Genomic DNA, 11,851 nt, shown 5'->3' on the forward strand with positions numbered 1-11,851 from the left:
CCTACCTGGGCGGACACGTCACGCCGTGATCGTTCACGCGTGGACCGTGTCCCGCTCGGACGCCGCCGCCAGTTCGCGGGTGAGCTTCTCGCCCTCGACGTCCACGTTCGGCAGGATCCGGTCGAGCCACTTGGGCAGCCACCAGGCCTTGTCGCCGAGCAGCGCCATGACGGCCGGGATGATGACCATGCGCACCACGAACGCGTCGAAGAACACCGCGGCGGCCAGCGCGAAGCCGATGGACTTGATGAACGCGTTGGGTTCGGCGATGAAGGCCGCGAACACCGAGATCATGATGATCGCCGCGGCGGTCACCACCCGGGCGCCGTGACGGAAACCGGATCGGACGGCTTCCTTCGCCGTGGAGCCGTGCACGTAGTCCTCGCGCATGCGGGTGACCAGGAACACCTGGTAGTCCATCGCCAGGCCGAACACCACGCCGATCAGGAAGATCGGCATGAAGCTGATCAGCGGCTGCGGGTTCGAGATCAGGCCGCCCCAGCCTTCCTGGAAGATCGCGACGGTCGCACCGAAGGTCGCCAGGACGCTGAGCAGGAAGCCGAGCGTCGCGGTGAGCGGCACCAGGATCGACCGGAAGACGAGCATCAGCAGGATGAACGCGAGTCCGACCACGACGGCGAGGTACGGGACGAGGGCGCTCTGCAGGGTCTCGGAGACATCGCCTTCGAGGGCCGTCTGCCCGGTGATGCCGTAGGAGATGCCGGTGCGGGCCTCGAGATCCGCTTCGCCGGCGCGCAGGTCGGCGACGAGATCCATGGTGGCGGCCTCGCTGGGGCCGGACTTCGGCGTGACCATGATCTGCGCGGTGTCACCGGCCTCGTTCACGGCGACGATCTGCGCGTTGACCACCTCGTCGTGTTCGTACAGGTCCTGCACGACCGCACCGAACGCGGCGGGCGCCGACATGTTCGCCTCGCGCGCGTCGGCGACGACGAGCAGCGGGCCGTTGCGGCCGGGCCCGAACGCCTCGTTCACGAGGTCGTAGGCCTGGCGGGAGCTGGTCTGCGGGTCGCCGGTGGCCTCGGTGGGCAGGGCGAGACGCAGGTTCAGTGCCGGGACGGCAGCGATGCCGAGGAGCAGGATCCCGGCGACGAGCGGAATCAGCGGCTTACGGGTGACCCAGCCGATGTAGCGCTGCGCGGCACCCGGCTTGTCGGTGTCCGCTTCCGGATCGTTCGCCTTCACACCGGGGACGCGTCCCGCGAAGGCCTTGTTGCCGAACAGACCCAGGATCGCGGGCAGCAGGGTGATGGCGATGAGCACGGCGATGAACACGGTGAACGCTGCGGCGTAGCCCATGGCGGACAGGAACGGGATGCCCACGACGCTGAGCGCGACCAGGGCGACGATCACGGTGAGGCCGGCGAACACCACGGCGGATCCCGCGGTGCCGACCGCGCGCCCGGCCGCTTCGGCGCGGTCGGCGGTGACGGTGATCTCGTGGCGGAACCGGGAGACGATGAACAGCGAGTAGTCGATGGCGACGGCCAGGCCGATCATGATGGCCAGCGTCGGGGTCATCGAGCTCAGGTCGGCGAAGCCGGTGGCGATGGTGATGCCGAGGCTGCCGATGCCGACGCCGATGATCGCGGAGATCAGCGGCAGACCGGCGGCGACGAGCGAACCGAACGTCAGGGCGAGGACGACCGCGGCGACGCCCATGCCGATGAGCTCGGTGAGTCCGCCCGGCATTTCGGCTTCGGCCGCGGCGGTGCCGCTGACCTGGACGTTCAGGCCGGCAGACCGGCCGATGTCGGCGGCGGCGGTGATCTGGTCCGTCAGTGCGGCGTCGACGTCGGTGATGCTGCCCTGGAACGGGACGGTGACGTAACCGACGGTGCGATCGGGGCTGAGCGGCGACAGCGCGGCGGCGTCCGCGAGCGCGGACTCCACGGTGCCGCCCTGCTGCTGGGCTGCGGCCTTCATCTGCTCGACGAGGCCCGCGTTCGCGGTGACCGGGTCGACGAGGAGCGCGGGCTGCTGCTCGGGGGTTGCGGCGACCGGGTCGACCTTGGCACCGGGGGCGACCCGGTCGATCCCGCGGACCGCGGCGAGCACGTCGTTCATCGCCGCCATGTTCTGCGGCTCGTCGAGGGTCTGCCCATCCGGAGCGGCGAACACGTAACGCGCGCTGAGCGCGTTCATCGGGTCGCCGGCATTCGGGAAACGCTCGGCCATCAGGTCCTGCGTCTGCTGCGCCGGAGTGCCCGGGATGGAGAAGGAGTCGGTGGTGGGTCCGGACAGGGTCGCCGCACCCACGCCGAACAGGACGAGGATCGCGATCCACAGGGACAGGACCGTGCCTTTCCGCCGGTAGGCGAATCTGCCGATCCGATACAGGTAGGTAGCCACAAGGCGCCTTTCTTCGGATGTGTCGCAGGCGGAAGCCGACTACGAAATTCCTTGCCGCAGCCGATCGAATGCGGCGCGGATGAGTTCTTCGGGGGACTGCGCGCCCGAGGTCCCGGCCACCCACAGGTCGATCGATGCGCGGATCGCGGCCACGGCGCAGTAGTTGAGCAGTGCCGGGTAGATGTCGGTGCCGGCGTGGCGACCGCTGCGTTCGGCGATCGTCTCGACCAGCAACGGTGCGGTGCGCGTCTGCATCTCGATGCTGCGCGAGACGAGCGCGGGGCTCTGCTCGACGAGTTCGAACATCGCGCACAGTTCGTCGAAGTCGTCGATCTCGGCCACGACCTCGAGTGCCGCCGCCTCGATCGCGTCCCACACGTGTTCGTCCGACGGTCGGTCGCGCAGCCGCTGGAGCCAGTTCTGCAGCAGCGCGTCGAGGTGCTCGAGGACCGCTTCCTCTTTGCTGGCGAAATAGTTGTGGAAGGTGCGGGTGGAGACGCCCGCTTCGGCGGCGATCGCGTCGGCGGTGACGGCTTCGATGCCCCGAGCCCGGGCCAGACGCGCTGCGGCCGCGCCGAGGGCAGCCCTGGTGGCAGCCTTCTTGCGGTCGCGCAGTCCGAGTTCGGTCACGTCATCCAACGTACAGAACTTGCAGAACTCTGTAACTTTGCAGAGTTGTGCAGTTTTATGTGGTTGCCCACACTCGCCGAGCAGCCATGCGGTAGCTCACACCTCGCGGCGGGTCCACGCTCCCGGATCGGCGATGAGCTCGCCGACGAAGCCGGGCAGGTCGTCGTCGACGATGTCGGCGAGCGTGACCTCCTCGAGAACCGCGCGCAGGTTCACCCGGAGCGCGATCCACACATCCCGCAATTTCTCCGCCGGCCCGGTGTACACCACGTCCTCGGGTCGCTCCCCGCGCACCGACGCCAGCGGGCCCTCGACCGTGCGGATGATGTCCGCGACGGAGATCTCGTCGGCCGGGCGCGCGAGCCAGTAGCCACCCTCCGGTCCGCGACGACTGCGCACGAGGCCGCCGCGCCGCAGATCCGCCAGCACCGCTTCGAGGAACTTGTGCGGGATGTGCTGCGATTTCGCCAGCCCCTCGGCCTTGGCCGGGGCGTCACCCGCGGCCGCCAGCTCGAGCAACGTGCGCACGGCGTAATCCACCCTCGCGGTGATGTGCACTGCCGCCCTCCTCGCCGTTCCCCTCGCGGACGCCACCGGATTTCCTATCCGATCAGGGGGAAAGTATGCCAGGACCGGACGGCCGGGGTCGCGGCCCCGGGACCACCCGGAGTGACCACCGACACATTTCGGTAGATTGAATGCCTGCCCGCACGACACCGGAGGACGACATGTGGGAGACCCTGTTCCACTCGTGGGGTTCGCTGCTCGAGCCGCTGCAGGATCCGGTGGCGCTCGCGATCCCGGCATTTCTGCTGTTCCTGATCCTCGAGTGGACCGCCGCCCGCACCCTCGAACACGTCGAACCCGGCGCGGACGGCCGTACCCGCCCGCCGCGCGGCGGCTACGAGTTCCGCGACGCGCGCGCGAGCCTGTCGATGGGGCTGGTGTCCATCGCGACCAGCGCGATGTGGAAGGTCATCGCGCTCGTCGGCTACGCGGCGATCTGGGTGTACGTGGCGCCGTGGCACCTGCCCGCCGACGCCTGGTACACGTGGGTGATCCTGCTCGTCGGTGTCGACCTGTTGTTCTACTGGTACCACCGCATCGCGCACCGGGTCCGCATCGTCTGGGCCACCCATCAGGCGCATCACTCGAGCGAGTACTTCAACTTCGCGACCGCGCTGCGTCAGAAGTGGAACAACAGCGGCGAGATCCTCATGTGGATCCCGTTGCCGCTGCTCGGCATTCCCCCGTGGATGGTGTTCGTCGGGTTCTCGGTCAACCTCGTCTACCAGTTCTTCGTTCACACCGAGCGGGTCGGGACGCTCCCCCGGCCGATCGAGTTCGTGTTCAACACACCGTCGCACCACCGGGTGCACCACGGGTGCGATCCCGAATACCTGGACCGCAACTACGCGGGCATGTTCATCGTGTGGGACCGCATGTTCGGCACGTTCCGGCCCGAAACCCACCGGCCCACCTACGGGCTCACCAAGCCGGTGGGCACCTACAACATCTGGGATCTGCAGACCCACGAATACCGGGCGATCGCGCGGGACTGGCGGTCCGCGTCGTCGTGGCGCGACAAGCTCGGCTACGTGTTCGGGCCGCCCGGCTGGGCACCGGCCGACCGGTCCGCGGCGGTCAGTTCTTCGCGAAGCTGACCAGGAAGTCGACGCTGCCGCGGTCGTCGACGGTGACGAATCCGAGGCTCGGGGCTTCGACCCCGAAGTCCGACCAGACGACCGGGACGCTGCCCGACGCCACGAGGTCGGCGCCCGAGCGCAGCACCTCGACGTCCACGGTCACCGGAAGCGACCGATCCTTCAGGGTGAGCGTCCCGGCGACCGGCAGCGTCGCGGTCGTCCCGTCGGTGGGCAGTCCCGACAGGTCCACCGGTTCGGCGAGGACGAACGTGGCGGTCGGATAGGTGTCGGTGTCCATGACCCGGCCCCGGAACTGGCCGTCGCGCTGCGAACTGTCGGTGGTGATCCCGGCGACCTGCACGGTCACCTCCGCGGCGGTGAGCTTGTCGGCCTCGATCGTCGCGGATCCGGTGACCTGGTCGGTGCTGCCGACGACGGTGACATCGGCGCCGCGCAGAATCTCGTGCACGGTGTACCCGGCGGCCGTGCGATTGACCTCCGACCCGGGCGTGATCGTCCACGAACCCTCGAGGTCGCCGGTCGCGGCCTCCGCGCCGGACGTCGACACCGCCGCGGCGGGAGCGTCGTCCTCGGCGATGTACGTCCCGTACACCCACGGAGCGACGAAGAAACCGAGCAGCACGATCACGACGACCGCCGCGAGGGACCACCAGAGTTTGCGCATGGCGACGACCCTAATTGCGGCACCCGCTGTTTCGCAGGTTCTGCAAGGCGGTGTCACCTTTCGGATTCCGGGTCGTGTCGAGATCCCGGCCGCGGCTCCGTCCCAGAATCGAATCGGCGAGACAACTTCGGAGGATGATTCCCCATGGCACACGAACGACAGGCACACGTACGACGTTTCGACCACGTCGGCATCACCGTCTCGGACCTGGACGCGGCGACGGCGTTCTTCGTGAAACTCGGATTCGAGGTGGAGGGCACCGGATCCGTGGAGGGCGAGTTCCCGGAGACCGTCTACGGCCTCCCCGGGGCACACTGCAACATCGTGATGCTGCGTCCGCCGGACGGAGGGTGCCGGCTCGAGCTCTCGGCCTTCGTCACGCCCGGCCACGTGCCCGGATCGCCGACGGCGATGCCCAACGAACTCGGGCTGCGCAACGTGTCCTTCGAGGTCGGCGACCTGCAGGCGGCCCTCGACGCGACTGCCGCGGACGGGTACGGGCTCGTCGGTGGCATCGGCACGTACGAGGACAGCGTGCGCATGGCCTACGTGCGGGGACCCGACGGGATCATCGTGTCCCTGTTCGAGCAACTCGGCTGATGTTCAGGTGTGTTACTTGGGGGTGCCGGACCGGATGATGTGTTCGAGCGCCCGGTACAGCTCGTCGACGTCGTGGACGTTCTCGACCTCCGCGGGCACGTCGATCAGGAGCACCGACTGACCGGGACCCGCGATCGGGCCACCGGTCCCGGAGCCTTCCTCGCTGTCGATGTGGTGGGCGGTCCCGATCACCTGGCCCTCGGCACCGACGATGACGGTGAGCTTCATGACGGTTCCGTTCTCGTGTCGTGTCGTCTCATGTGGTGTCACGGACCGGAATGTCGTCGAGCAGGACGATCTCCAGCCGGAACGCCACGGTGATGTTGCTGTCGTTCCGGATCTTGAACTCGTAGAACACTTCCGACGGATGCAGCTCGTTCGGGCCGGCCCGGCACTTGGCGATGTCGTAGGTCACCAGCACCACGCGCTGGGGCGGGACGTCCTTCGGATCCGCAATGAAGAGGACGGGCCCGCGATCGGCGTCGGGTTCGCCGTGCCAGTTCCACGACCAGCACTGCACGGCCCCCGCCCCGATGGTGAAACCCCGGTCGATTCTCAGACGCTGCGGCATCGTGGCCTCCGGTCGGATGCTCGGGAATAGTCGATTCGCACCTTCACCCGCCCGTTCCGGTCAAGGCGAGGAGGTCGGTGATCCGACCCTGCCCTGTCCGGCGAGCACCGAATGCTTCCGGCTGTAGGTGAAGTAGACGACGACGCCGATGACCATCCACACCACGAATCGCAGCCACGTCTCCACAGACAGGTTGATCATCAGCCACACGCACGCGAGCACCGAGAGGATCGGCACCACGGGAACGAAAGGAACCCGGAATCCGCGTTCGAGGTCCGGGCGCATGCGCCGCAGCGCGATCACGCCGAGCGAGACCAGGACGAACGCGAACAGCGTGCCGATGTTCACCATCTCCTCGAGGGTGCCCAGCGGAATCAGGCCGGCGAGGATCGCGACGACCACCGTCACGACGACGGTCGTGCGGACCGGGGTGCCGTGGCGGCCGGTGTGCGAGAGCCGCCGGGGCATGAGGCCGTCGCGGGCCATCGCGAAGAGCACGCGCGTCTGCCCCAGCATGAGCACCATGACGACGGTGGTCAGGCCGGCGAGAGCGCCGATGGAGATGAGGTTCTTCGCCCAGTCCATGCCGTTGAGCGCGAACGCCGTGGCCAGGGTCGACTCGTCCCCGGCGAGTTGGGTGTAGTTCACCATGCCGGTGAGGACGAGACTGACCGCGACGTACAGGACGGTGACGATGGCGAGCGAGCCGAGGATGCCGATCGGCACGGCCTTCTGCGGGTTCCGGGTCTCCTCCGCGGTCGTGGCGACCACGTCGAATCCGATGAATGCGAAGAACACCAGGCTGGCCGCGGCGAGCAGGCCGTACCAGCCGAACGTGCTGCCGCCGGCGCCGGTGACGAACGAGAACAGCGACTGGTGCAGACCCTCACCGGTGTCGCCCGCCTCCGACGGCGGAATGAACGGCGAGTAGTTGTCCGCCTGGATGTAGAACGCGCCGAGGACGACGACGAAGATCACCACCGCGATCTTGATGGAGGTGATCACCAACGACACCCGCGACGACAGTTTGGTCCCGGTCGCGATGAGCACGCCGATGACGATGGTGATGAGGACGGCGCCCCAGTCGACCTTCACCGACCCGAGCATGAAGGACGACGACAGCCCGCCGATCACCTCACCGAGATACAGCGACCAGCCCTTGGCGACGACCGCTGCGGCCAGCGCGAACTCGAGGATGAGGTCCCAGCCGATGATCCACGCGATGAACTCGCCGAACGTCGCGAACGAGTACGTGTAGGCGCTGCCGGCGACCGGCACCGTCGACGCGAACTCGGCGTAGCACAGCGCGGCGAGGGCGCACGCGATCGCGGCGAACACGAAGGCGAGGGATACCGACGGGCCCGCGACGTTACCGGCGGTGCGGGCCGTCAAGGTGAAGATGCCGGCACCGATGACGACGGCGACGCCGAAGACGATCAGATCCCACGCGGTGAGGTCTTTTCGGAGCTTCGAATCCGGTTCGTCGGTGTCACGAATGGACTGCTCGACCGATTTGGTGCGGAAGAGTCCGCTCCCGCGTGCGCCGCCGACCTGAGTCATGGCAACTCCTCTCCTTGGAGGAACGTACCGCTGCGACTACCCCACGTGAGTGGAAACTCATACAGCCGATTTCGAGCCCGATCCACCCTCGGGCATCACCAGGACGTCCGTGGTGGCGTATCGCAGTACGTACTGGGCGACGCTGCCGAGCATCGCGTATTCGAGTGCCGAACGCTCCCCGGTCCCGACGACGATCAGCTCGGCGCGATACTCGTCGGCGATTTCCGGGATCCTCGTGGCGGCATGACCGGATTCGATGCGGGTGTCGGCAGGTTCGGGGATCAGCGTCGCGGCGAATTCGTCGAGGTGAGAGCGGGCCTGCTCGGTACTCACGCGCCGCAGCTGCGCCAACCCCACGTCGTCGGCGCCGTGCATTCGCATGAGCTGTTCACCCATGACGACCGACACGTGCACGACAATGTGGTCGGCGCCGGGTGTCCACGCTGCGGCGGTACGGGCGGCCGAGGCGGAGACGGGAGAAGTGTCCACGGCCAGAAGGACGGTCCGGTAGGGGCCGTCGGATGGATTCCGGACCACCAGCACCGGCGCGGCACTCGTTCCGACGAGTCGCTCGGCGGTGCTTCCCAGCAACGCTATGGGAAGTCGACCGCTGTGCGCGCCGACGACCAGAAGCTCGGCGTCGCACTCACCGGCGACGGCGCCGACGACGGAGGCGATGTCACCCGCCCGGACCACACCGTCGACCTGTGTGTCACCGACCGCTGTGTCATCGACCGCTGTGTCGCCGACGCATCGGTTCAGATGCCCCGCCAGGAGTGCATTCGACCGCCGCAGCTTTTCCGGTGCGGCCGAGGACGGCACATACACCGCGGTGAGCTGCGCGTGGTGTTCGCGGGCGAGCTGCGCGGCGCGGCGGACCGCGTGCGCCGCACCATCGGACAGGTCGGTGGCAACCAGGATGTGCCGAAGAGATGACGTCTCCATTGTGTTTACAGCCCCTCATTTCTGGCGCGGATGCGACGGACCACCCACTTCTCCGCCTCGGCGACGAAGAAGACCGTCAGTCCGACGCCGAGCACCTTCACCCACTCCACGAGAGTGAGGCCCGAAGATCCGAACACGGTCTGGAAGAACGGCATATAGGTGTAGAGCAATTGCAGCCCGATGCAGGCGGTGATCGCGCCCAGCACGTAGTGGTTGCCGAACAGGCCCTCTCGATTCAGGACCGACTCCTCGATGCGGCGGCTGTTGACCAGGTAGAACATCTCGGCCACGACGATCGCGTTGATGGCGATCGTACGCGCCACCTCCACGGTCGTACCCGATTCCAGCTCCCACAGGAACAGTCCGAGTGCGCCCGCCATCATCACCACCGACACCATGGCCACGCGCCACACGAAGAAGGCCGATATCAGCGACTCCGTGGGTGGACGTGGCGGCCTGCGCATCACGGACGACTCGGTCGGCTCGAACGCGAGCGCCAGACCCAGGGTGCTGACCGTGGCCAGGTTGATCCACAGCACCTGTGCGGGTGTGAGTGGAAGCGTCAGCTGGAACAGGATCGCGGCGATCACCACGAGTGCTTCGCCGCCGTTGGTGGGCAGCATGAACAGCACGAACTTCTTGAGGTTGTCGTAGACGCCGCGGCCTTCGCGCACCGCAGCGGCGATCGTCGCGAAGTTGTCGTCCGCCAGCACCATGTCGGCCGCTTCCTTGGCCGCCTCGGTGCCGCCGGCACCCATCGCGACACCGACGTCGGCGCGGGTGAGGGCCGGGGCGTCGTTGACGCCGTCGCCGGTCATCGCCACCACGTGACCGTTCGCCTGCAGTGCCCGCACCAGGCGCAACTTGTGTTCGGGACTGGCCCGGGCGAACACGTCGGCGTCGGCGACAACGCGCCGCAACGCCGGTTCGTCCAGCGCTTCGATCTCGGCCCCGGTGACGGGCTGCGAGCCGACGCCGAGCCCCATCTGAGCGCCGATCTCGGCGGCCGTCGCGGCGTGATCGCCGGTGATCATCTTGACCGTGATGCCAGCTCGGTGGCATTCGCGTACAGCGGTGACGGCTTCCTCCCGCGGCGGGTCGATGATCCCGACCAGCGCGAGCATCGTGAAATCGTGCTCGGCGTCCTCGAAGTCGAGGGTGGCACCGACGGCTTTGCGTTCCCGGTAGGCCAGAGCCAGCACGCGCAGCCCCTGCGCTGCGGTATCGGCCGCGCAGGCGTTCCAGTGGGCCGTGTCGAAGTCGGTCCTCGAGCCGTCCTTCCCGAGCTGATGGGTGCACGCCGCGAAGATCCTCTCGGGGGCTCCCTTGAGGAAGATCCGCTCGTGTGCCGGGTCGTCGGCGCGATGCAGGGTGGCCATGAACCGGTGTTCGGATTCGAAGGGCACGACGTCCAGCCGCGGCCAGGTGCGCTCGGCGTCCTGCTTCGACAGGCCCGCCTTTCGTCCGAGCACGAGCAGCGCTGCCTCGGTCGGGTCACCCTCGATCTGCCACGCCCCGTCCGTCTCGAACAGGCGGGCGTCGTTGCAGAGCACTCCGGCTCGCACGGCGAGGTCCAGCGGGGGGACGGATGCCCGATCCGCGACGGTGCCGTCGCCGGCGGTCAACGCTCCGATCGGCGCGTAGCCGATCCCGCCGACGTCGATCCGGTCGTGTGCGCACAAAACCTTCTGCACGGTCATCTCGTTGCGGGTGAGCGTGCCGGTCTTGTCGGAACAGATCACGGTGACCGAGCCGAGCGTCTCGACTGCAGGTAGCCGCCGGATCACGGCATTTCGCCGGGCCATCCGCTGCACCCCGAGCGAGAGGGTGACCGTCATGATCGCCGGCAACCCCTCGGGGATGGCCGAGGCGGCGAGCGCAACGACGAGCGTGAACATCTCCGCCGGAGATTCGCCTCGCCACGCGATTCCGATCACGAACGTCGCCGCAGCGACGGCCAGGATGACCACGGCCAGCCACCGGGCGAACCGGTCGATCTGGCGCAGCAGGGGCGTCGTGCTCTTGGGAATTCCGGCGAGGAGAGCGTTGATACGGCCGAGTTCGGTGTTGATCCCGGTGGCGGTGACCACGCCGTCGCCCTGCCCGAACACGGCGACGGTTCCCGCATAGGCGGCCGATCGGCGATCCCCGAGCTCGCTGTCCGCCTCCACAGGGTGGGACGTCTTGTCCACCGGCACGGATTCGCCGGTCAGCGCTGCCTCGTCGATACGGAGTTCACGCACGCGGATCAGCCGCAGATCGGCGGGTACCCGATCACCGGAGACGAGCCGGACGACATCGCCGGGGACCAGTTCGGCGGCGGGTAGATCGACGAGCCGCCCGTCCCGGCGCACGCGGGCGCGGGGGGCCAGCATCGCCCGGATCGAGTCGAGCGCGGATTCGGCGCGCCCCTCCTGCACGAAGCCCAGCAGCGCGTTGATCACAACCGCAGCGAGCAGTACCCCTGTGTCGATCCAGTGCTCCAGAAACGCGGTGATGACCGCGGCACCCAGCATCACATAGAGCAGGAGATTGTGGAACTGTCGTAGCAACCGCCCCCACCAGCGGTCCGACGGAGGACGCGGTAAGGCGTTCGGGCCGCACTCGGTGAGCCGCCGCTCCGCTTCGTCCGAACTCAGGCCGGTCGGCGAGGAATCCAGACGATCCAACGTGGCGGTGGTGTCGAGCGCGTGCCACTGCTCCATTACCAATACTTTACCGAATGGCGCTGCGATGAGCACGGCGACGCAAAGCCTCTGCGCTGGCGATCCTCCTGACGATCGGTCCGATCCGACTTTGTCGGTGGGTCCCGCTATGGTTCGAACATGCTTTCGAACCGGA

At 67.8% G+C, this 11,851-nt stretch carries 11 protein-coding genes; 2 read left to right on the top strand and 9 right to left on the bottom strand.

The window, feature by feature from the left end:
• Positions 1–33 precede the first annotated feature (33 nt).
• The 3 genes from ACN675_RS11195 to ACN675_RS11205 all read right to left on the bottom strand — a co-directional run bounded on the left by ACN675_RS11195 (position 34) and on the right by ACN675_RS11205 (position 3,561).
• Positions 34–2,373, bottom strand: coding sequence for an MMPL family transporter (locus ACN675_RS11195; protein WP_420750934.1), 2,340 nt, complete (start codon positions 2,371–2,373; stop codon positions 34–36).
• A gap of 39 nt (positions 2,374–2,412) precedes the next feature.
• Entirely contained in the window at positions 2,413–3,012 is a 600-nt protein-coding gene (locus tag ACN675_RS11200) for a TetR/AcrR family transcriptional regulator (protein ID WP_420750935.1), read from the bottom strand.
• 87 nt (positions 3,013–3,099) lie between these two features.
• Positions 3,100–3,561: an RrF2 family transcriptional regulator gene (locus ACN675_RS11205; RefSeq protein ID WP_420750936.1), complete on the bottom strand. Its 462-nt coding sequence runs from the start codon at positions 3,559–3,561 to the stop codon at positions 3,100–3,102.
• Positions 3,562–3,731: 170 nt separating this feature from the next.
• On the opposite strand from ACN675_RS11205, the gene ACN675_RS11210 reads away from it, so the two are divergent.
• A complete protein-coding gene (locus ACN675_RS11210; RefSeq protein ID WP_420750946.1) occupies positions 3,732–4,667 on the top strand; it encodes a sterol desaturase family protein in 936 nt (311 codons plus the stop codon).
• Here the strand turns inward: ACN675_RS11210 and ACN675_RS11215 are convergent.
• Positions 4,648–5,334 (bottom strand): YceI family protein, encoded by a 687-nt coding sequence (locus ACN675_RS11215; protein ID WP_420750937.1) that lies wholly within the window; start codon positions 5,332–5,334, stop codon positions 4,648–4,650. The genes ACN675_RS11210 and ACN675_RS11215 overlap by 20 nt on opposite strands.
• A 144-nt stretch (positions 5,335–5,478) precedes the next feature.
• Here ACN675_RS11215 and ACN675_RS11220 point away from each other — a divergent pair, with 144 nt between their 5' ends.
• Complete coding sequence (locus tag ACN675_RS11220; protein WP_420750938.1) at positions 5,479–5,934, top strand: VOC family protein; 456 nt, start codon at positions 5,479–5,481, stop codon at positions 5,932–5,934.
• 12 nt (positions 5,935–5,946) lie between these two features.
• Here the strand turns inward: ACN675_RS11220 and ACN675_RS11225 are convergent, their stop codons facing one another.
• From ACN675_RS11225 to ACN675_RS11245, 5 genes are read right to left on the bottom strand one after another with little or no spacing between them, the layout of a single operon-like run.
• A complete protein-coding gene (locus ACN675_RS11225; protein WP_420750939.1) occupies positions 5,947–6,162 on the bottom strand; it encodes a hypothetical protein in 216 nt (71 codons plus the stop codon).
• A 28-nt stretch (positions 6,163–6,190) separates the two neighbouring features.
• Positions 6,191–6,505, bottom strand: coding sequence for a hypothetical protein (locus ACN675_RS11230; protein ID WP_197252098.1), 315 nt, complete (start codon positions 6,503–6,505; stop codon positions 6,191–6,193).
• A 60-nt stretch (positions 6,506–6,565) separates the two neighbouring features.
• A complete protein-coding gene (locus ACN675_RS11235) occupies positions 6,566–8,065 on the bottom strand; it encodes an amino acid permease (protein ID WP_420750940.1) in 1,500 nt (499 codons plus the stop codon).
• 57 nt (positions 8,066–8,122) lie between these two features.
• Positions 8,123–9,010 (bottom strand): universal stress protein, encoded by an 888-nt coding sequence (locus tag ACN675_RS11240; protein ID WP_420750941.1) that lies wholly within the window; start codon positions 9,008–9,010, stop codon positions 8,123–8,125.
• A 5-nt stretch (positions 9,011–9,015) separates the two neighbouring features.
• On the bottom strand, positions 9,016–11,715 hold the full coding sequence (locus tag ACN675_RS11245; protein ID WP_420750942.1) for a cation-transporting P-type ATPase: 2,700 nt from the start codon (positions 11,713–11,715) through the stop codon (positions 9,016–9,018).
• Between the last annotated feature and the right edge of the window lie 136 nt (positions 11,716–11,851).

It is taken from the genome of Rhodococcus sp. O3, assembly GCF_048897285.1.
Lineage (GTDB): Bacteria > Actinomycetota > Actinomycetes > Mycobacteriales > Mycobacteriaceae > Rhodococcus.

Bases quoted from the DNA above. Each gene is read 5' to 3' on its own strand.
- ACN675_RS11210 (WP_420750946.1), top strand. From the start codon at position 3,732: ATGTGGGAGACCCTGTTCCACTCGTGGGGTTCGCTGCTCGAGCCGCTG.
- ACN675_RS11245 (WP_420750942.1), bottom strand. From the start codon at position 11,715: ATGGAGCAGTGGCACGCGCTCGACACCACCGCCACGTTGGATCGTCTG.
- ACN675_RS11240 (WP_420750941.1), bottom strand. From the start codon at position 9,010: ATGGAGACGTCATCTCTTCGGCACATCCTGGTTGCCACCGACCTGTCC.
- ACN675_RS11235 (WP_420750940.1), bottom strand. From the start codon at position 8,065: ATGACTCAGGTCGGCGGCGCACGCGGGAGCGGACTCTTCCGCACCAAA.
- ACN675_RS11220 (WP_420750938.1), top strand. From the start codon at position 5,479: ATGGCACACGAACGACAGGCACACGTACGACGTTTCGACCACGTCGGC.
- ACN675_RS11230 (WP_197252098.1), bottom strand. From the start codon at position 6,505: ATGCCGCAGCGTCTGAGAATCGACCGGGGTTTCACCATCGGGGCGGGG.
- ACN675_RS11225 (WP_420750939.1), bottom strand. From the start codon at position 6,162: ATGAAGCTCACCGTCATCGTCGGTGCCGAGGGCCAGGTGATCGGGACC.
- ACN675_RS11215 (WP_420750937.1), bottom strand. From the start codon at position 5,334: ATGCGCAAACTCTGGTGGTCCCTCGCGGCGGTCGTCGTGATCGTGCTG.